The organism is Devosia geojensis, assembly GCF_000969415.1.
In the GTDB taxonomy this organism is placed as follows: domain Bacteria; phylum Pseudomonadota; class Alphaproteobacteria; order Rhizobiales; family Devosiaceae; genus Devosia; species Devosia geojensis.
The window spans coordinates 1-20,820 of record NZ_JZEX01000043.1 but is presented as its reverse complement, the minus strand read 5'-3'; the positions used below and the strand labels follow the sequence as shown (position 1 = coordinate 20,820).

29 protein-coding genes are annotated in these 20,820 nt (G+C 67.8%); 19 read left to right on the top strand and 10 right to left on the bottom strand.

Annotated elements, in window-relative coordinates:
- Positions 1 to 128: 128 nt before the first annotated feature.
- On the bottom strand, positions 129 to 1,019 hold the full coding sequence (locus VE25_RS03015; protein WP_046107110.1) for a LysR family transcriptional regulator: 891 nt from the start codon (positions 1,017 to 1,019) through the stop codon (positions 129 to 131).
- A gap of 127 nt (positions 1,020 to 1,146) precedes the next feature.
- Between VE25_RS03015 and VE25_RS03010 the strand changes: the two genes are divergently transcribed.
- From VE25_RS03010 to VE25_RS21660, 4 genes are read left to right on the top strand one after another with little or no spacing between them, the layout of a single operon-like run.
- Positions 1,147 to 1,875: an SDR family oxidoreductase gene (locus VE25_RS03010; RefSeq protein ID WP_046107109.1), complete on the top strand. Its 729-nt coding sequence runs from the start codon at positions 1,147 to 1,149 to the stop codon at positions 1,873 to 1,875.
- A gap of 41 nt (positions 1,876 to 1,916) precedes the next feature.
- Positions 1,917 to 2,189 (top strand): Atu4866 domain-containing protein, encoded by a 273-nt coding sequence (locus VE25_RS03005; protein WP_244466852.1) that lies wholly within the window; start codon positions 1,917 to 1,919, stop codon positions 2,187 to 2,189.
- A 45-nt stretch (positions 2,190 to 2,234) separates the two neighbouring features.
- Positions 2,235 to 3,377 (top strand): THUMP domain-containing class I SAM-dependent RNA methyltransferase, encoded by a 1,143-nt coding sequence (locus tag VE25_RS03000; protein WP_046107108.1) that lies wholly within the window; start codon positions 2,235 to 2,237, stop codon positions 3,375 to 3,377.
- 5 nt (positions 3,378 to 3,382) lie between these two features.
- Positions 3,383 to 3,889: an NUDIX domain-containing protein gene (locus VE25_RS21660; protein ID WP_052731690.1), complete on the top strand. Its 507-nt coding sequence runs from the start codon at positions 3,383 to 3,385 to the stop codon at positions 3,887 to 3,889.
- Here VE25_RS21660 and VE25_RS02990 read toward each other — a convergent pair.
- The 3 genes from VE25_RS02990 to VE25_RS02980 form a co-directional block, all read right to left on the bottom strand.
- Positions 3,886 to 4,674, bottom strand: a complete 789-nt coding sequence (locus VE25_RS02990; RefSeq protein ID WP_046107107.1) for an SDR family NAD(P)-dependent oxidoreductase — start codon at positions 4,672 to 4,674, stop codon at positions 3,886 to 3,888. The two genes, VE25_RS21660 and VE25_RS02990, sit on opposite strands and share 4 nt — an antisense overlap.
- Before the next feature lie 86 nt (positions 4,675 to 4,760).
- Positions 4,761 to 5,165 (bottom strand): heme-copper oxidase family protein, encoded by a 405-nt coding sequence (locus VE25_RS02985; RefSeq protein ID WP_046107106.1) that lies wholly within the window; start codon positions 5,163 to 5,165, stop codon positions 4,761 to 4,763.
- A 117-nt stretch (positions 5,166 to 5,282) separates the two neighbouring features.
- Entirely contained in the window at positions 5,283 to 5,780 is a 498-nt protein-coding gene (locus tag VE25_RS02980) for a winged helix-turn-helix transcriptional regulator (RefSeq protein ID WP_046107105.1), read from the bottom strand.
- A gap of 103 nt (positions 5,781 to 5,883) precedes the next feature.
- On the opposite strand from VE25_RS02980, the gene VE25_RS02975 reads away from it, so the two are divergent.
- The 5 genes from VE25_RS02975 (at position 5,884) to VE25_RS21655 (ending at position 9,483) form a co-directional block, all read left to right on the top strand.
- Positions 5,884 to 6,432 (top strand): dihydrofolate reductase family protein, encoded by a 549-nt coding sequence (locus VE25_RS02975; RefSeq protein ID WP_046107104.1) that lies wholly within the window; start codon positions 5,884 to 5,886, stop codon positions 6,430 to 6,432.
- Between the two features lie 4 nt (positions 6,433 to 6,436).
- On the top strand, positions 6,437 to 7,006 hold the full coding sequence (locus VE25_RS02970; protein ID WP_046107103.1) for a dihydrofolate reductase family protein: 570 nt from the start codon (positions 6,437 to 6,439) through the stop codon (positions 7,004 to 7,006).
- Between the two features lie 125 nt (positions 7,007 to 7,131).
- Positions 7,132 to 8,364 (top strand): histidine kinase, encoded by a 1,233-nt coding sequence (locus VE25_RS02965; RefSeq protein ID WP_046107102.1) that lies wholly within the window; start codon positions 7,132 to 7,134, stop codon positions 8,362 to 8,364.
- The gene (locus tag VE25_RS02960; protein ID WP_046107101.1) at positions 8,361 to 9,119 is read left to right on the top strand and encodes a LytR/AlgR family response regulator transcription factor; all 759 of its coding nucleotides are present in this window, start codon (positions 8,361 to 8,363) and stop codon (positions 9,117 to 9,119) included. Before VE25_RS02965 ends, VE25_RS02960 begins: the two co-directional genes overlap by 4 nt.
- Before the next feature lie 94 nt (positions 9,120 to 9,213).
- Positions 9,214 to 9,483 carry a CBS domain-containing protein gene (locus VE25_RS21655; protein WP_052731689.1) on the top strand — a complete coding sequence of 90 codons (270 nt, stop codon included), beginning with the start codon at positions 9,214 to 9,216 and terminating at the stop codon, positions 9,481 to 9,483.
- Positions 9,484 to 9,522: 39 nt separating this feature from the next.
- Here VE25_RS21655 and VE25_RS02950 read toward each other — a convergent pair whose 3' ends face one another.
- The 3 genes from VE25_RS02950 to VE25_RS02940 form a co-directional block, all read right to left on the bottom strand.
- Complete coding sequence (locus VE25_RS02950) at positions 9,523 to 9,936, bottom strand: peptidase inhibitor family I36 protein (protein WP_046107099.1); 414 nt, start codon at positions 9,934 to 9,936, stop codon at positions 9,523 to 9,525.
- Between the two features lie 129 nt (positions 9,937 to 10,065).
- Complete coding sequence (locus VE25_RS02945; RefSeq protein ID WP_046107098.1) at positions 10,066 to 10,695, bottom strand: peptidase inhibitor family I36 protein; 630 nt, start codon at positions 10,693 to 10,695, stop codon at positions 10,066 to 10,068.
- A 276-nt stretch (positions 10,696 to 10,971) separates the two neighbouring features.
- Complete coding sequence (locus VE25_RS02940; protein ID WP_046107097.1) at positions 10,972 to 11,400, bottom strand: CBS domain-containing protein; 429 nt, start codon at positions 11,398 to 11,400, stop codon at positions 10,972 to 10,974.
- Between the two features lie 224 nt (positions 11,401 to 11,624).
- Here VE25_RS02940 and VE25_RS02935 point away from each other — a divergent pair, with 224 nt between their 5' ends.
- Positions 11,625 to 11,879: a hypothetical protein gene (locus VE25_RS02935; protein WP_046107096.1), complete on the top strand. Its 255-nt coding sequence runs from the start codon at positions 11,625 to 11,627 to the stop codon at positions 11,877 to 11,879.
- A 128-nt stretch (positions 11,880 to 12,007) separates the two neighbouring features.
- Here the strand turns inward: VE25_RS02935 and VE25_RS02930 are convergent, their stop codons facing one another.
- The gene (locus tag VE25_RS02930; protein ID WP_046107095.1) at positions 12,008 to 12,310 is read right to left on the bottom strand and encodes a hypothetical protein; all 303 of its coding nucleotides are present in this window, start codon (positions 12,308 to 12,310) and stop codon (positions 12,008 to 12,010) included.
- A 152-nt stretch (positions 12,311 to 12,462) separates the two neighbouring features.
- Here VE25_RS02930 and VE25_RS02925 point away from each other — a divergent pair, with 152 nt between their 5' ends.
- From VE25_RS02925 to VE25_RS02915, 3 genes are all read left to right on the top strand, one after another.
- Positions 12,463 to 12,876, top strand: coding sequence for a DUF4864 domain-containing protein (locus VE25_RS02925; protein WP_046107094.1), 414 nt, complete (start codon positions 12,463 to 12,465; stop codon positions 12,874 to 12,876).
- A gap of 155 nt (positions 12,877 to 13,031) precedes the next feature.
- Positions 13,032 to 13,247, top strand: coding sequence for a hypothetical protein (locus VE25_RS22885; RefSeq protein WP_046107093.1), 216 nt, complete (start codon positions 13,032 to 13,034; stop codon positions 13,245 to 13,247).
- 368 nt (positions 13,248 to 13,615) lie between these two features.
- Positions 13,616 to 14,320 carry a hypothetical protein gene (locus VE25_RS02915; RefSeq protein ID WP_046107092.1) on the top strand — a complete coding sequence of 235 codons (705 nt, stop codon included), beginning with the start codon at positions 13,616 to 13,618 and terminating at the stop codon, positions 14,318 to 14,320.
- Between the two features lie 168 nt (positions 14,321 to 14,488).
- On the opposite strand, the gene VE25_RS02910 is transcribed toward VE25_RS02915, so the two are convergent.
- Positions 14,489 to 15,829 (bottom strand): S8 family serine peptidase, encoded by a 1,341-nt coding sequence (locus VE25_RS02910; protein WP_052731688.1) that lies wholly within the window; start codon positions 15,827 to 15,829, stop codon positions 14,489 to 14,491.
- Positions 15,830 to 16,113: 284 nt separating this feature from the next.
- On the opposite strand from VE25_RS02910, the gene VE25_RS02905 reads away from it, so the two are divergent.
- Entirely contained in the window at positions 16,114 to 16,620 is a 507-nt protein-coding gene (locus tag VE25_RS02905; RefSeq protein ID WP_046107091.1) for an RNA polymerase sigma factor, read from the top strand.
- Between the two features lie 9 nt (positions 16,621 to 16,629).
- Complete coding sequence (locus VE25_RS21650) at positions 16,630 to 17,355, top strand: anti-sigma factor family protein (RefSeq protein WP_052731687.1); 726 nt, start codon at positions 16,630 to 16,632, stop codon at positions 17,353 to 17,355.
- A 429-nt stretch (positions 17,356 to 17,784) separates the two neighbouring features.
- On the opposite strand, the gene VE25_RS02895 is transcribed toward VE25_RS21650, so the two are convergent.
- A complete protein-coding gene (locus VE25_RS02895; RefSeq protein WP_046107090.1) occupies positions 17,785 to 17,985 on the bottom strand; it encodes a hypothetical protein in 201 nt (66 codons plus the stop codon).
- A 275-nt stretch (positions 17,986 to 18,260) separates the two neighbouring features.
- Here VE25_RS02895 and VE25_RS02890 point away from each other — a divergent pair, with 275 nt between their 5' ends.
- From VE25_RS02890 to VE25_RS02875, 4 genes are all read left to right on the top strand, one after another.
- Positions 18,261 to 19,319, top strand: a complete 1,059-nt coding sequence (locus VE25_RS02890; protein ID WP_046107089.1) for a LacI family DNA-binding transcriptional regulator — start codon at positions 18,261 to 18,263, stop codon at positions 19,317 to 19,319.
- Positions 19,320 to 19,426: 107 nt separating this feature from the next.
- The gene (locus VE25_RS02885; RefSeq protein ID WP_046107088.1) at positions 19,427 to 19,864 is read left to right on the top strand and encodes a curlin; all 438 of its coding nucleotides are present in this window, start codon (positions 19,427 to 19,429) and stop codon (positions 19,862 to 19,864) included.
- Between the two features lie 89 nt (positions 19,865 to 19,953).
- Complete coding sequence (gene csgH / locus VE25_RS02880; RefSeq protein ID WP_046107087.1) at positions 19,954 to 20,343, top strand: curli-like amyloid fiber formation chaperone CsgH; 390 nt, start codon at positions 19,954 to 19,956, stop codon at positions 20,341 to 20,343.
- Positions 20,344 to 20,470: 127 nt separating this feature from the next.
- Positions 20,471 to 20,722 carry a PilZ domain-containing protein gene (locus tag VE25_RS02875; protein ID WP_342018705.1) on the top strand — a complete coding sequence of 84 codons (252 nt, stop codon included), beginning with the start codon at positions 20,471 to 20,473 and terminating at the stop codon, positions 20,720 to 20,722.
- The last annotated feature ends 98 nt before the right edge of the window (positions 20,723 to 20,820 follow it).

Genomic DNA, 20,820 nt, shown 5'->3' with positions numbered 1-20,820 from the left:
GCGGAGAGGGCGGGCATGGCGGGGCTCCGTCGAAGTGGCGGATCGGATACGGCGGACAGCGTGAACCGGAGGGTAGGGCAAGCGCCGGCCGATGGCCAGAGCCGGCGGGTGCGGATAGTGACGCCCGGTCACCGATGCCGGCGTACATGCTCGATGAGGGCGCGGAGTTTGGGGGCGAGGTTGCGGCGGCTGGGGAAGTAGAGGAAGAAGCCGGGGAAGGTCGGCAGGAAGTCCTCCAGGAGCGGCACAAGCTCGCCGCGGTCGATGTAGGGCCGGAACGTCTCTTCCATGCCGAAGGTGATGCCGCCGCCGGCGCAGGCCATGCGGATCATCAGCCACATGTCGTTGGTCGTGACCTGCGGGTTGACGGCGACGTCGAAGGCGCGGCCGTCTTCCTCGAACTCCCAGCGGTAGGGGGCGACGCCCGGGGCCGGTCGCCAGCCGATGCAGCGATGTCGGGTCAGGTCCTCGGGGTGCGCGGGCCGGCCGTGCCGCTCGAGGTAGATCGGTGCGGCGACGGCGAGCTGGCGCTGGTCGCCCGAGACCGGAACGGCGATCATGTCCTGCTCGATGACCTCGCCGAGCCGCACGCCGGCATCGTACTTCTCGGCAACGATATCGAACTCGTCGTCGGTGATGGTGATGTCGAGCTCCACATCCGGGCAGGCTTCGGCAAATGAGGCCAGGAGTTCCCCGGAGATGAACCGTTCCGCAATGGAGGACACCGCAAGCCGGAGGAGACCGCTCGGCGGGCCTGAACGTTCGCCCGCCGCGGCGACTGCGGCGGTGAGATCGGCCATTGCCGGCGCGACCTCGGCGTAAAAGCGCTCGCCCGCTTCGGTCAGGCTGACGCTGCGCGTCGTGCGGTTGACCAGCGCGATGCCGAGCCGGTTCTCGAGCCGGCGCATGCCCTGGCTGACGGCCGAGCGCGTCACGCCCAGCCGGTCGGCGGCCACGCGGAAGCTGCGCGCTTCGGCGACGGCGACGAACAGCTCGATCGTGTTGAGGTCGACGGTCATTGGTTAGCAATGCTTACCACCGAATGCACCGTTGCGTAAATTGTCGCGACAGTCGCCCCGGCTTAGCTGTTGGCGGCGCGGAGGCGGTCCGGCCACCGCGCAGTCACTAAGGAGAAGGACGACAGACATGCCAATGGACAAGGTTGTTCTCGTCACCGGCGCTTCGAGCGGCATCGGGGCCGGCATTGCCCGCGAGCTGGCGGCGGCCGGCGCCAGGCTCATGCTGGGAGCGCGGCGGACCGAGAGGCTCAAGGCGCTTGCCGCCGAGATCGCGGCCGGCGGCGGCATGGTGGAAACACGCCGCCTCGACGTGACGGATCGCGCCGACGTCGCCGCGTTCGCCGAGGCGGCGAGGAGCGCATGGGGGCGGATCGACGTCATCGTCAACAATGCGGGCGTGATGCCGCTCTCGCCGATGGCGTCGATGAAGGTCGAGGAATGGGAGCGCATGGTGGACGTCAACATCAAGGGCGTCCTCTACGGCATCGCTGCGGTGCTGCCCGGCATGCTCGCGCGAGGGTCCGGCCACGTCATCAACATCGCTTCGGTGGGCGCGCTCACCGTCTCGCCGACGGCCGCCGTCTACTGCGCGACCAAATATGCGGTGCGGGCGATCTCCGACGGCCTACGCCAGGAGAACGAGCATCTGCGCGTGACGTGCATCCATCCGGGCGTGGTCGAGAGCGAGCTTGCCGGGACCATCACCGACGAAACGGCCGCCGCGCTGATGAAGTCCTATCGCTCGATCGCGCTCCAGCCCGATGCAATCGCGCGGGCCGTGCGTTACGCCATCGAACAGCCGGAAGATGTCGACGTGAACGAGATCGTCGTTCGCCCGACGCGGGCGGCGCATTGATACGCGCCCGGCTTGCCGTCGCGCTCGCCGCGGCCGCGCTCATCTTTCCAATCCATGCGGAGGAAACCATGCAGAAGCCCGACCATCCTTATGTCGGCATGTGGGTGACGGCGGACGGCCATGTTCGCCACGAACTGCTGCCGAACGGCCGCTACGACGAGGCGCGGGGCAATCGCGAGAGCGCCTATCAGGGCCGCTACGAGGTGACCGGCGACCATATCGAATACTGGGACGACACCGGTTTTACCGCCGACGGCGATTTCATCGACGGAGTGCTCCACCATGCCGGCATGATCCTCTACCGGCGTGAGTAGCGAGGCCCGTGGCGGCGGGCAGGCGCGTGTGGTAGGGCCTGCCGCATGAGTGTTCCATCGCCAGCGCCGGCCCTGCCGGTTCCGTTCGAAATCTTCCTCGTGGCCACGCCAGGGCTCGAGGCGGCGCTTTGCGGCGAGGCGCGGGCGGCGGGGTTTGGCTATGCGGCGGTCGTCGCGGGCGGGGTGGTGCTCTCGGGCGGGTGGCCCGAAGTCTGGCGCGCCAATCTCGAGCTGCGGGGCGCGACGCGCGTGCTGGCGCGGATCGGCGCGTTCCGGGCGATGCACCTGGCCCAGCTCGACAAGCGGGCGCGCAAGGTCGCTTGGGGCGCAGTGCTGCGGCGCGACGTGCCGGTGACGGTCGAGGCGAGCTGCAAGCGCTCGCGCATCTATCATGCGGGTGCGGCAGCGCAACGGGTGGCGACGGCGATCCGCGAGGAGCTGGGAGCCCCCGTCGCCGACGATGCCCCGGTGCGGGTGATGGCGCGGATCGAGGACGATCTCGTCACCGTCAGCCTCGATACGACGGGGGAATCGCTGCACAAGCGCGGCTTCAAGCAGGCGCTGAACCGGGCGCCGATGCGCGAGACCATGGCGGCGCTGTTCCTGCGCCAATGCGGCTATGAGGGCGGCGAGCCGGTGCTCGACCCGATGTGCGGCTCGGGCACCTTCGTCATCGAGGCGGCGGAGATCGCGGCGGGCCTGAAGCCGGGGCGCGAGCGGGCGTTCGCCTTCGAGCAGCTCGCGGGGTTCGATGCGCAGGCGTGGCGGGCGCTCAAGGGCGGCGGCGGGGGACGGCAGACGGACCTGCGCTTCTTCGGCAGCGACCGGGACGCCGGGGCGATCCGCATGAGCCGCGAGAATGCCGAGCGAGCAGGGGTTGGGGAGCTGACGCGGTTCGAGGTCGCGCCGGTCGAACTGTTGACCGCGCCCGAGGGGCCGCCGGGGCTGGTGATCGTCAACCCGCCCTATGGCGCGCGCATCGGCAACAAGGCGCCGCTGATGGCGCTCTACCGCAGCCTCGGCGCGGTGCTGCGCGCAAAATTCGCGGGCTGGCGCGTGGGACTCATCGCGACGGACAGGCAGCTGGCCGCGGCAACGGGGCTGCCCTGGCTGCCGCCGGACCCGCCGGTGCTGCATGGCGGGCTGCGGGTGACGCTCCACCGGACGGGGCCGCTGCCGAAGGGATAACCGGGATGTATGTGCATCGCCAGGGAGCGGTCGAGACGGCGTTCCGCGCGGCGGGCTGTTTCTGCTTCCATCAAGGGCGGCTGCTGCTCATCCAGCGGCAGGTGGGCAAACCCATGCCGCTCTTCTGGGGCGTGCCGACCGGCAAGCTCGAAGCGGGGGAAACGGCGCGCATGGCGGTGGTGCGCGAGCTCGAGGAGGAGGTCGGCCTCGAGGTGGCGGCGGATGCGCCGGCGGACGTGGTCAGCGCCATCGTTTCGGACAACGGCACGGTGTTCGAGTACGTCTCGTTCCACCTCGAGCTCGCCGCGGCGCCGCAGCTGCGGCTGCATGCGCGCGAAGTGCGCGATATCGCCTGGGTGCGGCCCGAGGCGATCGAGGATCGGCCAGTGGTGCCGTTTTTCTTCAATACGCTCAACGACGTGCTGGCGTGGCGAGCGCGAGGCGCGCTGCCCCTCCGGACGGCGCCGGAGGCGGAGGCGACGGGTGTCCGTGGCAATGGCCGACGCGTCTAGTCCATGTCCATCACCGAGCCGCAGCTGACGTTCATGATCGCGCCGGTCATGGCGCGGGCGCGGTCGGACGCGGCGAGGACGGCGGCGTCGGCGACGTCGGCCAGGGTGGGCATGCGTCCGAGCACGGTGCCGGCGGTCATGTAGGCCTTCATGTCCTCGATGGCTTCGGCATGGGCAGGGTCGGTCGACCAGGTCTCGGGGATGGCGTCGGAGCGGATGCAGACGACGCGGACGCCCTTGGGGCCGAGCTCGCCGGCCAGCACGCGCGACAGCGCCTCGATGGTGGTGCAGGCGATGCCGAAGCCGCCGGTCGCGTGCTTGGCGTAGTCCCGGCCGGCCAGGTGCGAGCCGGTCGAGGAAAGGGTGAGGATGGCGCCCGAGCCTTGCTCCACCATGTGGCGGGCGGCGGCGATGGCGGTGACGAGATGGGTGCGGGCGGCGACGGTGATCGGGGTCAGGACGTCCTCGGTCTGCATGTCGATGAGGCGGGTGCCCTGCAGGTCGCCGCGGATCCAGACGGCGTTGAAGGTCACGTCGATGCGGCCGGCCTTGCGGGCCACCTCGTCGGCATGGGCGCGCACGGCCGTTTCGTCGAGGGCATCGACCTCGGCGGCTTCGGCCTTGCCGCCGGCCGCGGCGATCTCATCGGCGACGGCCTTGACCGTCTCCAGCGTGCGCCCGGCGAGATGGAGCCGCGCGCCCTCGCGGGCGAAGGCGCGGGCGGTGGCGCCGCCGATCTTGCCGCCGGCGCCGTGGATGATGGCGATCTTGCCTTCGAGCAGCATTTCGTCCTCCCTTTTCCGGCGAGCGTCGCCGGAATGGGCGGAAAGAGCAAGAGAAGCTCCCGCGCCTTGAGGCGGGAGCTTTCGGGCTATTCGGCCGCCATGGGGCGCGGGGCGATGCCCTGCCGCGCCGGAGCGAAGACGATCCAGGCGAAGACGAGGACGCCGAGGAGGGTGACGATCGAGCTCAGCGCCACGATCGGCTCCATGGCCGGGTTGCCCGAGAGCAGCATGAACAGCGAGACGCTCATGACGGCGACGCCGAGCGTATAGACGGCGTAGTGCGCCATGGGCAGGCGACCTTCGGCCTTGGCCGGATTGAGCGCGTAATAGCCGCCGAAGAGCGCGCTCGTCACCCAGCCCAGCAGGTTGATATGGGCGTGGGCGCCGACGACGTCGTGGTTGCCGCTGATGGCCATCATCAGGCCGATGCCTATGCCCACGACGAGGAACAGGATGGCAGTCTTGAAGAACAGGTCCGCGATGCGCGGCATTTCAGTCTCCCCTGATGGCCGGGCGGCCTCCCCCTCGGAGCCGCGTGCGGCCAATGGGGCAGGGTAGTCCTCTGCGCGGGCACGCGAAAGAGCGTAAGCGAGCTAGCCCGTGGACGGTCACCCAGCCTCGGCCAGCACCCGCTCATAGGCCTCCTGCAATTCGGCGAAGACCGAGCGGGCGCCGGGTTTTTTCGGGGTGCCGAGGTGCTGGGTGCGCAGCTCTTCCATGAAGGCTTCCCACATGTCCGGCCCGCCCTCCTCGAGGAGCTGGGCGCGGATGGACAGGTCGCGGCTGACGGGCAGGTGGCGGCGGCCCCAGGCGCCGAGCATGGCAAAGACCGGCACCAGCTCTATGGCCCTTTCGGTCAGGCTGTAGATCGCCTTCTGCTTGTGGCTCGGGTCGTCGGCCTTGGTGACCATGCCGAGCTCCAACAGGTGCTTCAGGCGCGCCGAGAGGATGTTGGAGGCGATGCCCTCCTGGTTGTGCGAAAGCAGCTCGCGGAAGTGGCGGCGGTTGCCGAACATCATGTCGCGGATGATGATCAGGCTCCAGCGATCGCCGAAAACTTCGAGGCTGAGATTGATCGGGCAGCCGGACCTCTGATCGTCGCGCATTGATGTCTCCAAAAAAACCAGTTGCAATATGCCATCGGTATATGCAGAATACAACTGGTTGCAATAAGCAACTGGTTGGCGCGACATGCAGAGGAGATGCGCGATGAGACGGCTGGTGGTCTGGAACCTGATATCGCTCGACGGCTATTTCGAAGGCCCGACCCCGTGGGACCTCGACTTCCACACGACGGTCTGGGGCGAGGAGCTCGAGGCGTTCTCGATCGAGCAACTGGACGAGGTCGGCACGCTGCTCTTCGGGCGGCGCACCTATGAGGGCATGGCGGACCACTGGACCAAGGCGACCGGGGCCATCGCCGACATGATGAACTCGATCGAAAAGGCCGTGGCGACCCGCACGCTCGACAGGGCGGACTGGAACAATACGCGGCTCCTCAAGGGCGATGCGGTGGACGCCGTCCGGGCGCTCAAGGCCGAGGACGGCAAGGACATCTATGTGTTCGGCAGCGCCGACCTCCTCGCCTCGCTGCAGAAGGCCGGCCTCGTCGACGAGTATCGGCTGTGCCTGGCGCCGGTGGTGCTGGGCGCGGGCAACCCGCACTTCAAGCCCGACGGGCAAGTGAAGATGCGGCTCGAGAAGACGCGGCCGCTGAAGACCGGCGGCGTGGTCCTGACCTATGCCGTCGAGGGATAGCACCATGCGCAAGGTGGTGCTGTCCATGTTTGTCAGTCTCGACGGCTATATCGAAGGGCCGGGCGGAGAGTTCATCGGGCCGGAGTGGTCGGCGGACCTCGATGCCTGGACCGACAAAATGATCGAACGCTTCGATACGCTCCTCTATGGGCGCACCGCCTGGCAGAGCATGGCCGAGTTCTGGCCGGCGGCAGAGGGAAATCCGGAAGTCGGCCCGGCGCAGCAGAGTGTCGCGCGCTTCATGAACGGATCGCGCAAGATCGTGTTCTCGCGCTCGCTGCAGAACGCCCGCGCCTGGGCGAACTCGAGCCTCGCGACGGCGGGAATCGTGGAAACGGTCGCGGCCGAGCGCGGCAAGCCCGGCAAGGACATGGTGATCTTCGCCGGAGCCAAGTTCGCGCAGACGGCACTACGGGCAGGGGTCGTCGACGAGATCTGGCTGCTGACCATCCCCATGCTCTTCGGCGGCGGCACGCGGCTGCTGGACGGCGGCTATCAGCGGCAAAAGCTGAAGCTCCTGGAAGCCAGGGCGATGGATACCGGCGCGGTGCTGACGCGGTATGAGAAGGCGTGAAGGCGTTGCTTACTCCGCCCATCCGGGGGTTCGTCGCGCGATAGCCGGTTTCGTCGCAAGGGGCGGTACAGGCCCGCGGGCTTCAGTTATGGTCCCGCCAAGCAAGCAACGGACCCGACGAACCGATGGCCTTTCTCTTCGTCCTTCGCAAACTCCTGGCATGGGCGGCGCTCATCCTGACGATCGCGATCTTCGTCGGGATCAACTTCTTCGGCCGCGGCGCGCCCTGGGTGGTGCTCTTCGTCATCATCGTGATGGTGCTGGTGCTGGTCGGGGCGATCTCGCATGTGCGCAGGGCGCGGCTGGTGGCCGGCTCGCGCGACAAGGCGGCGCTTTCGAGCCGCCAGCGGCTGCGCATCGAGATTCCGTTCGAGGCGGGCGAAGCCTTCGACATCGTCGAGGCGGTGGTCAGCGAGCTGCCGCATGTGGTCGAGCTGGACGCGGCCGCCGGCGCGCTCTCGGCCCGGGCGCGGATCGAGCGGGTGAGCCCGTTCCTGCGCGGCTGGCATGGGTTGCTCAACCCACTCACCTGGTTCTCGCCCAAGCACAACCTGGTGCTGGCGACGGTGGCGCCGGGGGACGGCACCAGCAGCGTCATGATCGTCTGTCAGCCGGACGCCGGCGCCTGGAGCGACTGGCTGTCGGTCGACGACGCCAGCAACTACGAGACGGGCGAGGCGATCCGCCGCGCGCTCTCGCGCCGGGTGACCGAGCGGCGGCGGCGCGAGGAAGCGCATACCCGCCAGACTGAGACCGAAAAGGAACTGGCCGAGGCGCGGCTGGGGCTGCTCTCGGCGCAGGTCGAACCACACTTCCTCTACAACACGCTGGCGAGCGCGCAGGTGCTGGTGCGTTCCGATCCGGAGCGGGCCGACGAGATGCTGGGCAACCTCATCACCTATCTGCGCAACTCCCTGCCCAAAACCGACGAGCAGATGGCCACGCTCGGCGCGGAACTGGAGCGCACCCGGGCCTATCTCGACATCCTCAAGGTCAGGATGGGCAACCGGCTCAATGTCGAGCTCGACATCGAGCCGGGCACGGAGGCGGTGGTGCTGCCGGCCATGATGCTGCAGACGCTGGCCGAGAACGCCATCAAGCATGGGCTCGAATCCAAGCCCGGCGGCGGCACGGTATGGTTGCGGGCGCGCATGGAGGATGGGCAATTGCACGTGACGGTCGCCGACGACGGCAAGGGGTTCAGCGCGCAGAGCTCGGGCACGGGCATCGGACTGCGAAACGTGCGCGACCGGCTGCAGCTCATCTATGGCGAGCGGGCGCGGCTGACGGTGACGGCCAATTTCCCGAGCGGGGTGGCCGCGACGCTTTCGGTGCCGGCACGGGAGGGGGCGCGATGATCCGCTGTGTCGTGGCCGAGGACGAGGAACTGCTGCGCCGGGCGCTCATCGAGGCGCTGGCCGAGGCCTGGCCGGAGCTGACGGTCGTCGCCGAGGCCGAGGACGGCGGGGCGGCGATCGAGGCGATCGCGCGCGAAAAGCCGGATGTCGCCTTCCTCGACATCCGCATGCCGGGGCTGACCGGGCTCGACGTCGCGGCGGCGAGCATCGACATCTCGCCGGCAACGCAGGTGGTGTTCGTGACTGCCTACGACCAGTACGCCATCGACGCCTTCGAGAAGGGGGCGGTGGATTATCTCCTCAAGCCCGTCAATCGCGAGCGGCTGAGGGCGACGGTCGAGAGGCTGAAGAGCAGGATCGGCGGGCAGGCGGATGCCGAGGCGCTGTCGCGGCTTTCGCGGCTGCTCGGCACGCTGCAGGCAGGCGCGGCGCCGCTGACCTGGATCACGGCGAGCGCGGGCAGCGAGACGCGGCTGCTGATGGTCGAGGACGTCGCCTATTTCCGGGCCGACAACAAGTACACGGTGGCCATGACCGCCGAGGGCGAGATGCTGCTGAGGAAGCCATTGCGCGAGCTCATCGCCGAGCTCGATCCCAACCTCTTCAAGCAGGTGCACCGCTCGACCATCGTCAACCTCAAGGCCGTCGCCTCGGTCAGCCGGGACGAGACGGGCAAGGGAATACTGAAGCTCAAGACGCGGCCGGAACGGCTGAGCGTCAGCCAGCCCTACATGACGCTGTTCCGCGCCATGTAAGGCACTGAAATCACGGAGTTTATCGCAACCGGCGCGGGGCATGTCGCTTCGCGCCACGGGACCGGCTTGCCGGTTTCAACCCAAGGAGGGTGAGATGCTGGAGAAAAAGAGAACGATGATCGCCGGAGTTCCGGCGGCATGGATGGAACCTCGAACGGGGGAGGCGGAAGACGCGGCGCAGACCCTGGCGCAAACCCGCGTGCAGCGGATATTCGTCGTCACCTCCGAGGGTGTCGCCGTCGGCGTGCTGACGGTCGAGGCGGCGTGGTCCGACCTCGAGCGCCCGTCGCTGCGCGTCGCGGTCACGCCCGCATCCGGAGGGAAAGTCATCGCCGGCCGGGCGCGGGTGCTGGAGACGGCGTGAGACGGGACCCCGGACAACGGGTTCGGGGCCCCCGAACGTTCAGTGCACCTCGAAGGACGAGATATCGTCGTCGTCGTGGCTGAGGACGGCGCGATGGTGGGTGTAGGTGGTGCAATAGCCCTCAAGCCACGGGTCCGTACAGACGGTCACCGATGCGCCGCGGAAGACCTCGAACGAGGAAATCCTGTCGTTCCACCTGCGCAGGACGGGATCGCCGGTGCCGGCCGGCACGCAGAGGCTTTGGCCGGTAAACTGCTTGCCGGTGTAAAAGCAGACCGCGGCATCGCGTTCGGGTTCGGGCTCGGACCAGTGCGCCAAGAGGCTCGGATCGACCTCGACCCCATACCCGCCGGTGCCGGGCTGGATAATGATGACGTCATCCGCGTGCGCGGCGGTGGAAGCAAGGCCGGCGACGGCGAGCGCCGCGACGGCAAGTCTGCGATAGCTGTTCATCCTCAAATCCCCTGGTTGCTGCCGGAACGATGCGTTCCGTGTTCCGAAGGCGATGAGAGGGGCGGGCGGTTGAACCGGTGGTGAACGGGAAGTTCAGGTGGGAGAGCGCCTGAGCGCTCCCCCGAACCTTCAATGGATGCGGATCGAGGAGACCTTGCCGGCAAGGAAGGTGTTCAGCACCGGCGTCGAGGTGACGATGCGCGTGCAGTAGCTCTGGAAGTTGCGGTCGCGGCAGACGGAGGCCGACACGTTCCCCTCCACCGAGACGGAGACGTAGCGGTTGTCGAGCCCCATGAGCTTGAGGTCATGGATGTTGACGCCGGACTTGAAGCAGGCGGAGCGCCCCGAATAATGGGCGCCTTCAAAGAAGCAGACCTGGCCCGGGCCACCCGAGGCATAGTTGACCCCGCCGCCCTCGAAGGGGCCCAGCGGATAGCGTCCGAACCCGACGGCGCTGCGCGAGGTCCAGCCGTGGGCGTGACCCTTGCGCACCAGGCACCAGCGCGGGGCGCAGCGCAGCACCGCGATGCGCGAGTCCTCGGGAATGACGGCGCCGGTGACGGCATAGGCGACGCCCGGCCCTTCGCGCAGGGCAAGATCGACCAGCGCCCAGCCGGGCGTGCCCTCGCGGGCGAAGCCATCGGCCCGATAGAGATCGGCGCGGTCATAGTCGGCGGCGTGGGCGGAGACGGCGAGAAGCGGAACGATGGCGACGACGGCGGCGGCCAGGACGGCGCACAGGACACGGCGGACGGTCATGATGGTGCAACTCCCTCGATTGCGGCGCAGAGACTACCCCATTTTCGGCATTGAAGAAATCACCCGCACCCACGGCGCGAGGAACTCGCGCGCCAGCCAAGTGCTGCTCAGGTGGCGCTCTCGCTGGTGCCGATGATCCCGGCTCTGGCGGTGTGCTGGGGGATCGTGCGTCAACTGCGCCGGCTCGACGAGATGCAGCGGAGACTGCAGCTCGAAGCGCTCGGCATCGCTTTCGCCGCGACGGCGGTTGCTACGTTTGGCTATGGATTCCTCGGCCTAGGACGCGATGTATTCGCGCAGCGCCGCCGCTTCGAGCTCGGTTTCCTCGATCTTGCGCTTGACCACGTCGCCGATGGAGATGATGCCCATGAGCTCGCCATCCTCGACGACCGGCATGTGGCGCACGCGCAGGTTGGTCATGCGCTCCATGACCTCGGCGACGGTGGTGTCGCGCGTGCAGGTGGCGACGCGCTTGCTCATGACCGCGGCGATGGGCAGATCGAGCGCTCCGGCCGGATCGTCGCCGAGGTGGCGCACGATATCGCGTTCGGAAAGGATACCGACCACACTGTCGCCTACGCCGGTGATGACCACGGCGCCGATGTTGTGGCGGTTGAGCGTCTCGACCGCATCGGCAAGGCGTCCGGCCTCGGGCAGGGTGTGGACCACTACGCCCTTGGATTGAAGGATGGCGTCGACGTACATTTCCTCCTCCTTGCGCCCCCGGTTCCAGTCTGCGCCTCATCAGCAATCGTCACAATAGGCCGATGGTTGCATGGGCCGCGGCCGGCGCTGAACGGGCGGCGATCTTTGTGATCCGGAGATTCACAGTTCGGCCACCATCGCTCGGTTAGGTCTTGGCGCTGGCTGCCCCGTAAGCGGGGGAGGGTAGACCAGGTGACGAAACCGCCAACTCCGGAGATTTGGCTATGAAGACCATAGCTCTCATTACAACCGTCGCTACCCTCTCCCTCGCCGGCCTTGTGCCTGCCCAGGCGCAGGGCCCCAAGGAAATGGTGCTGAAGGACGGCACCGTGCACAGGAATGCCGGCGAGATGTTCCAGTACTTGCGGGACCGCGATAACGGCCTTGCCGCCGGCAACCCCAAGGACATCGTCGACGCCTATCCCGACGAATTCGAGAACGTCGGCGACCTGATCGATCAGAAGCGCGCCGACGAGTAGCCTCCACGGCAACGCCAATGCGGAAGGCCCCGTGACGGGGCCTTCTTTTTGTGCATCGGCAAAAAGAAAGGGCCGGCGAACCGGCCCTCGAGTGCTCTCGGTGAGGAAAAACGGACCGTTGGGGAAACTCAGCCCTCGCCGCGGCCTGGAGACCAGGGGCGGCGAGGGGGCCGGCGCGTGGGGGCCTGCGCCGGGAGAGCGCCGCGCAGGACGATGCGGGCGACCTCGAAAAGCATGGCAAGCAAGAGAAGCGTCAGCGGAGCCATGAAGACCAGCACCTGGGCATCGGGGCGATGCACGAACGTGGCGGCCTTGGCGGGGGTGACGCCGGCGGCAAGGGCCGCGACGACGCCGACAAGCATCAAGGCAAACGTGGCAAACGCATAGCGGATGAAACTTTTGCGCGGCTTGGACGTAATAGCTAGTTGCATGGGGATCGGCAGTACTCGTTACGCTGGCCATCAGAGAACCAGCCGAATGCGGATGGAGTTTGTGCCGCAAAGGGAAAAGCGCGTACGATTTGGCGGCGGAACTGTGGCGCTTGCTTAACGCGCCTTAACGTTCGCCGCCTGGGAGGCACGAAATGCGGCTCCTGGCCGTACTCGTCTTCAGCCTTCTCGCTCTTGCCGGCGCCACCGGCCAGGAGGAGAAGGGCATGCCCTGGCAAGCCGTCATCACCAGCCAGATCGAAGCCTTCCGCGCCGAGGATAGCGCGGGAGCGCTGGCGCTCGCCGGAGCAGGATTCAAGGCGCAGTTCGACGATCCGGACGTATTCTATCTCGCCGTGCTCGCCGCCGGCTACGGCCCCCTCCTGCAATCGCGCTCGCATACCTTCGGGGAGTTCGAGCGCATGGGCGAGCAGGGCGCGCTGCAGGTGGTGCTGATCGTGGGACCCGAGCAGGCCCTCTATACCGCCATCTTCCAGATGCGCGAGGAGCCGGAGGGCTGGCGGGTGCACGGCGTGATGCTGGCGCGGGACGAGGGCGTGGGGATTTAGAGGGCATCTGCGCGGAGCTCCCTTCTCCCCCAGGGAGAGAGGGAACCGGTTGCACAGGCGGCTTCCGGAACCGCGGGGCAGGTGTCCCGGAAGCCTCAGCGCGAACGGCTCAATCGTCGTCGTCAGACGAATTCGAGGAACTGTTCGAGCTGGAGTTGGACGAGCTGTTGGAGCTCGAATTGGAGGAGCTGTTCGAGCTCGAATTCGAGTTGGAGTTCGAGCTGGAGTTCGAGGAACTGTTCGAATTCGAGTTCGACGAGCTGTTGGAGCTGGAGTTGGACGAACTGTTCGAGTTCGAATTGGACGAGCTGTTGGAGCTCGAGTTCGAGGAACTGTTCGAGTTCGAATTCGAGTTCGAGTTCGACGCATAGCTCCAGCTGCCGCGTTCGACCCAGCGGCCATCGCGGTAGTCCAGCCATTTGTTGCCGTCGTAGCGGCTGTCGGCGACGAGCAGGTGTGCGTCGTCGACAACCTGAGGCGCAGGCTCGGCGGGAGCGCCGGGCGGCGTCAGGGCAGAGGCGGGGCTGGCCGCCATGAGGCCGGCGACGGCCAGGGTGGTGATGGTGATCGTCTTTGCCATTGGGGAAAGTCCTTCCTTTCGGGTTTCGGGCGACACGCCCATCGAGGACACGCGGTCCTCATGGCATCAGACGTTCGGGCGGCAGGGTTATTCCCGGCAAAACGGAATAAGGCGGCGCGCGGCGCGTCTTCGGGTGAGGAAAACCCGAGGAGTTCCGCCATGTTCGCCCGCAAGTCACCAACGATCGAATTCCTGTGCGCCCCCGAGGACGAGGGCGTGATCGCCCCGCCGGCGCCGGCCAAGACGCACATGCCCGAGTGGTTCAAGCGCCTGCCGGCCGTCGACAAGACCAAATACGGCACGGGCGACACGGGCCTGACCGTCAAGCGCTGCATGCCGTTCATCGATGCGATGACGACTGGGTTCATCCTGCCGCTGGCGGCAACGGTGCGGCTCGAGATCCGCGACGGCGGCGCAACGGTCACCGCCGGCTGGGACTTCGACAAGACGATGGTCAGCAACCACGGCACGCACCAGGTGACCGGGCATCCGGCCAGCCCGTCGCCGCCCTGCAAGTTCCACAACTACTGGACGATCCGCACGCCGCCGGGCTGGAGTTGCCTCTTCCTGCCCGCGCTCAACCGGCCGGACCCGATCTTCGAGCCGGCGGCCGGGGTGGTCGACACCGACACCTATGTCGCGCCGATCCATTTCCCGTTCTTCGTCCACGCCGCCGAGGGGCTCTACGAGCTGGAGAAGGGCACGCCGATGGTCCAGGTCATTCCGTTCAAGCGGGAGGCGACGGCGCTGGAGATGGTGGCGCGGGCCGAGACGGCGGCGGATACGGCGGGGCGGCTGCGGGTGTTCCGCAATACCATCGCGAGCACCGGGTGGTATCGCAAGTTCGCGCGGGCGCAGCGGTAAGCGCCTTCCCTTCTCCCCTTGTGGGAGAAGGTGCCCGAAGGGCGGATGAGGGGTCTGCGATGCTGTCCCACCCCCCGTGTTCTCGGCAGCCTCGCAGACCCCTCACCCTGATTTTCCGCTGAACGCGGAAAATCTGTCCCTCTCCCACAAGGGGAGAGGGCAAGGGGCTCAACACGGGCTCGGTATCTGCACCAGCCCCCAGCCATAGACGGGATCGCGGCCGGGATCGCCGAGGTCGATGCTGTCGCGGGCCAGCGCCTCGACCACCGGGGCGACGCTCTCTTCGCCGTTGCGGGCAAGGCCCGCGGCGATGGCGGTGGTGACGAAGGGGGCGGCAAAGGACGTGCCGGTCTGCGGGCGCACGCCGCTGATCGAGGCGGCGGTGGCGATCTCGACGCCGGGGGCGGCGAAGTGCACGTGCTCGCCCTGCACGGCGCGGCGGTAGATGCGGCCCTCCGCATCGACGGCGGTGGCTGCAATCACCTGCGGGTAGGCGGCGGGGTAGACGGGGCCGGCGTTGGGGCCGTCATTGCCGACGGCGGCGACGATGGGGATGCCGGCGGCGTCGACCCGTGCGACGGCGGCGGCGAGCAGCGGATTATCGGGGCCGGCGAGGCTGAGATTGATGACGTCCACCCCGGTCTCGACCATGCGGTCGAGGGCGGAAACGAGGCTGACGGTATCGGCGCGCTCGTCCCCGTCGGCATTGCCGAAGGGATCGACGACGAAGAGTTGCGCGGCGGGGGCGAGGCCCGGCACCCGGCCGGTGGCATCGCCGACGAACATGGCAACGACCGCCGTGCCGTGGCGTTCGCCGGACGGCGCAGCGCCGGCGCTGCCCAGGGTTTCGACCGTCACCTGCGCATCGCGCAGCATGTCGTGCTCGAGGTTGACGCCGGTGTCGACGATGCCGATGTGGGGAGCGAAGTGGCAGGCGCCGTTGACCTGCGCCGGCGGCCAGGCGACGGCCTGCCAGGCCTCGCAGATCGCCGCATCGCACCCGTCCGGCACGGCCTGGTTGCGGTAGTAGCTGTTGGGGGCGGCGGCGAGGGTGGGCACGAGCCCGGCGACGGCTGCAAGAGCGCCGGGCACATCCACGCCGCCGGGCACGCGCAGGAGCGTCAGGCGGCCGTCGTCATCGTCGTCGCGCGAAATCACCTGGAAGCCCTCGGCCTCAAGGCGCGCAAGATCGTCGTCGCCGAGGCTGTCGACCACGATCTCGTCAGGCGCCTGGGTGAGGAGCGGTGGCGGCGGGGGAGCGGGCGCGCGCACCACCGGGGCGGCGCGCGGGCGGTCGTCGTCATCGTCGCCGCCCCAGAAGCCGTCGTCGTCATCATCGTCGCCGCCTGACCAGGAGCCGCCGTCATCGTCGTCATCGTCACCGCCATCGTCATCATCGTCGTCGGCAAGGGCCGCCGAAATGCCCAAGGGATGCGCGGGCTCGAGAACGAGCGGGGCGGCGAGGGCGAGGAGCAGGTAGAGCGGCAGGCTGGCGGGCGGCTTGCGCATGGGGTGATTATCCTTTCATGCGGTGACGGACAGGCACTTTACGTTTGGTGGGAAGGTTTATTCCGTCGGGCATACTAGACCCCCCTCCCATCCTCCCCCGCAAGGGGGGAGGTGCTGGCCCTGTGTAAAGAGTGAGATGCTGCCACGAGCACGATGCGACACCTCCCCCCTTGCGGGGGAGGATGGGAGGGGGGTACGTCCGGTACGATCCGGAGGGCCTGAAAAATTCGACGGGACGGGAATAAGACCGCGCGGCGCACGTCTTCATGGGCAAAGGAGCGTCCATGACCACCGCTATCGGCCCCAGGCTCATCGAATTGCTGCCGCGGCTGCGCCGCTATGCCATCGCGCTCTGCCGGGTGGCGGACGTCGCCGACGAGCTGGTGCAGACCGCCTGCGAACGGGCGCTGGCGCATCCGGGCAGCCTTGCCGGGGACGTGCCGCTCGATGCCTGGATGTTCCGGGTGCTGCGCAACGCCTGGTACGACCGGCTGCGCCGGCAGCGGACGCGCGGCGAGGAACTTGAGGTCAGCGAGCGGGCCGATCTCGTCGCCGTGGAAGGCGAGCAGGTGCCCGAGCGGCGCCTGCTGCTCGCCGATGCGATGGCGGCCATCGACCGGCTGCCGGGGGATCAGCGCGAGCTGATGCTGCTCGTCTGCGTCGAGGACTTCAGCTACCGGCAGGCGGCCGAAATGCTTGACTTGCCGATCGGTACGGTGATGAGCCGGCTGGCGCGGGCGCGCAAACGGGTTGCCGAAGAGGTCGGCGTGGACCGCGGCCGGCTGCTTTGAGGAGATTCGATGAACCGCACCTATGACGACGAAACCCTGATGGCCTTCGCCGACGGCGCCCTGGAAGAGCCGCTGTTCTCGCAGGTCGCGGCCGATATCGAGGCCGACGCGGACCTCGCGGCGCGGCTCGATGCGCTGGTGATGGGCAAGGACCTGGCGCGCGCCGTCTACAGGCCGTTGGCGCAGGTGCCGGTGCCGAGAAAGCTGCGGCAGAACGTCGAGGCGGCGATCGCCGCGGCCGAGGGCGGCAAGGTGGTGCCGCTGCGCCGGCGCGTGGCGTTCGGCTCGTGGCAGGGCATGGCGGCAGCAGCGGCGATCGCGTGTGTCGTTGCCGGGCCCGTCGGATATTTTCTGGGGCAGGGCGGTGGCGAGGATCGGCCGCTTGTCGCCACCGGGCCGGTGGAGGGGGCGCTTGCCGATCTCATCGGCACCATTCCCTCGGGCGGCGAGGCGGTGCTGGCGGACGGGACGCGGTTCCTGCCCATCGCCAGCTTCGAGGACCAAGCGGGGCGGCTCTGCCGCGAGTTCGAGCTGATGGGCGAAACGGCGGCGCTTGCCGTCGCCTGCCGGCCCGCCGACGTATGGCAGGTCGAAATGGCGCTGGCCATTCCGGGAGAGGACGGGGATTACCGCCCGGCCTCCTCGCTGCCGGTGCTGGAGAGCTATCTTTCGGCCATCGGCGCCGGCGCGCCGATGAGCACCGAGGAGGAGCGGGCGGCGCTGGCGAGCGAATAGGATATCCCCCGCGCCAGGTGTTTTGCCCGGCTACCCTCTCCCCTTGTGGGAGAGGGACAGAGTTTTCCGCGTTCAGCGGAAAAATCAGGGTGAGGGGTCTGCGATGCTGCCGCGTACGCCAGCGCTCATGGCGATATCCCTTACCCCTCATCCGCCCTTCGGGCACCTTCTCCCACAAGGGGAGAAGGGAGGGGTGCCAAACGCGAGGGGTGGCTGGATGCGCAGGAACGTTCAGCGGCATCGTCGACGATCTCTGTCTCGGCGACCCGCGCTGATGCTGGCGGCTACGCAGGGCTATGGGGAAGTGTATAGGGAGCGCCGGATTGCGGGACGATGTGCTCTTCCGGCCCTATGACGGAACCCGCCCGAAGCGCCTTCTCGAGGCGTTCGGGCGGGCGGGTGGTCGACAGGGTGAACTTGGCATCGGACTTACTCGGCGGGGGTGCGGGTCCAGTCGTGCTGCGGCCGGTCGGCCGGGGCAAAGAGGTGGCGCATGAACACGCCGAGGCGGCTCAGCATGGTGCGTCCACGCCCGCTGCGGTGGCTGGCGGCGACCCTATCGGCCTCGACCTCCGGGTCCAGCCATTCGCGCCGATACACGTCCTTGAAAAGATAGCTCGCGGGAATCATTTCGATCTCTCCTGCACTTAGCGATTGAATCGGTTCAATCCGGAAGCGGACTGCTCCCTTGAACCGATTCAAAGATACGCCTCTGAGCGTTGGAGTCAAGCGAAATTTGAACCGATACAAAAGCGTGCTATATAACATGGGAGCGGTAGCCGTTTTGGTCGTCCCGATCGCCGGCTAGGGCATTGGGTGGCGGCGGGTGCGGCCTGATGGCGCAAAGCCTTTTCTTCCCGATATGAAGGAAAGGCGCCCGGAGAAACGTGGTGAAAGGAGCCGATATGGCGAAGGGCGCGGTGAAGCTGGCGGACGTGGCCAAGGCCGCGGGGGTGTCGCAGGGCACCGCTTCCAACGCGTTCAGCCGGCCGGAGGTGGTGCGCGACGAGGTGCGCGAGCGCGTGCTGGCGACGGCCAAGGAGCTCGGCTACACGGGGCCCGATCCCAAGGGCCGGCTGCTGCGCGCCGGCAAGGTCAATGCCATTGGCGTCGCCACCGCCGAGCCGCTCTCCTATTTCTTCGAGGACCCGTTCGCGCGGGTCGTGATGGAGGGCATCACCGAGCTGTGCGACGCCCATGGGGCGGGCATTTCGCTGGTTTCGGCGGCGAACGACGAGAAGCTCGCCTGGAACATCCAGAGCGCGCTGGTCGACGGGTTCATCCTCTTCTGCGTCGAGGGCGGGCCACGGCTGGTGGAACTGACCCGCGAGCGGCAGCTGCCGTTCGTCGCGCTCGAGCTCGGCATCAACGACCCGTCGATCTCGGCCATCGGCGTCGACAACCTCGAGGGCGCACGGCAGGCGGCGCGGCACCTGGCCGATCTCGGCCACAGGCGCTACGGCGTGCTCGCCATGCCTTTCTTCGACGATCGCTCGGGCCCGGTGCCGTTCGCCGAGGTGCCGACGGCGATCTACTCGGACTCGCGCTCGCGCGTCGCGGGCTATTTCGAGGTGCTGAAGGAGCGCGGGATCGACACCGACTCCGTCCCCATCTACGAGACCAAGGGCGAGGAGAGAACGGCGCGCGAGGCGGTGGACTATCTCTTGTCGCTGCCCGAACCGCCGACCGCGATCCTCTCCATGTCGGACCGGCTGGCGCTCGCCGCCATCGAGCGGCTGCAGGAGAGGGGGCTGCGGGTGCCGCAGGACGTGTCGGTCATCGGGTTCGACGGCATTCCCGAGGCCGCGTTCTGCGATCCGGCGCTGACCACCATGGCCCAGCCCATCGCCGAGATCGGGCGGCAGGCGGTCAAGGCCATCCTCGAGGACGACGGGCAGGTGCACCGGGTGACGCTGCCCGTCGAGCTTGTGGTGCGCGCTTCCACGGCCCCGCCACGAGAGTGAATGCAATCTGAATAGCGGGTTCAGGGCCGGTTCCGGACGGCCCCGCTACACCTCCTGTCCATCGGCAACACGCGGTTCGAGGGACCGCTTCAGACAGGAGAGACCAAATGACCATTAAGCTCATCGCCTCCATCGCCATCGCAGCTTCCGTCGCTTTCGCGTCGGCTCCCGCCATGGCCGGCAACGACATCTGGATCGACCAGTACGGTTTCGGCAACACCGCCGGCGGCGGCCAGGTCGGCAACAACAACCTGATCGGCGTCTTCCAGGATGGCGTCTTCAACGACGTCGTCACCCAGCAGTTCGGCGACGGCAACACGGCCGCCGTCGGCCAGGAAGGCTGGAACAACGAAGCCGAGACCCACCAGAACGGCGACTACAACTCGGCCGGCGTCGGCCAGTTCGGCTCGAACCACGACGCGATCCTGACCCAGGATGGCAACGGCAACGTCGCCGCGGGCGTCCAGGTCGGCAACGACTGCAACGCCAACGTCGCTCAGAACGGGGCCGGCAACACCGCCGCCTTCGTCCAGGTCTGCCCGTAGGACCCTGTCGGGCGGATGCGATGGCCGAGTGGAGCGCCCGGCTCCCCTCGGCCTTCGTCCCATTTCCGGGCAGACCAGGAGACATGACGATGAAGAGGAAACACAGCCTTGCCGTCCTCGCCCTTCCCGTGCTTCTCGGGCTCGGCGGCGCGGCATTCGCAATCGGCGGGGGTGAGGGGACCCAGAGCAAGGGACCGCTCACCTGCGCCATCGACGTCAATCCCTCGGGCCGGATGCTCGAGATCGAAGCGGTCGCGCTGGCTGACGCAGCCGTCAGCGGCTCCTACAGCCTCGAGGTGCGCAGCGCCGGTTCGTCCGGCAATTCGAACGTGCGCCAGGGGGGCGGGTTCTCGCTCGAGGCCGGCAAGCCCGCAACGCTCGGCAAGGTGATGCTGGGCGGCTCGGCCGCCTATGACGTGCAGCTCGACATCGACGCCAACGGGGTGAGCATCACCTGCGACGAGCAGGTGCGCGGCTGACGCCCATCGCAGCGGTTGCCATGAAGGGGCTCCGGGAGACCGGGGCCCTTTTTTGCTTCGAGAGCCCATCGAATTCTACCAATTCCGTTCAGCGGTTCTCAGCCATTGGCGGCGCACTGCTCGCAGCATGAAAACCGCCGCCGAGAATCGCAGATATCGCCGGTATAGGCACCGCATGGAGGCGCTGGTCGTGGTCGACGGCGGGCAGACGCATCTGGCGGCCGAGGTGCTGGACGCGTCCGCGTTCGGCGCCAGGATCAGGCTTGGCGACGATACCGAGCTGCCGGATGAGTTCTACATGCTCTTCAGGCACCGCATCGAGCAGTGCCGCGTGGTCTGGAGGGGCAAGCGGACATTCGGGCTCGTCTACGAGGACTAGCTCATCTTGGTCTTTAGCAGAGTGGACGGCTCCTGCGCCTCCCTCCCCCTTGAGGGGAGGGAATGAGGGTGGGGGTGAATCGGTGAGCCGCCGAGCCT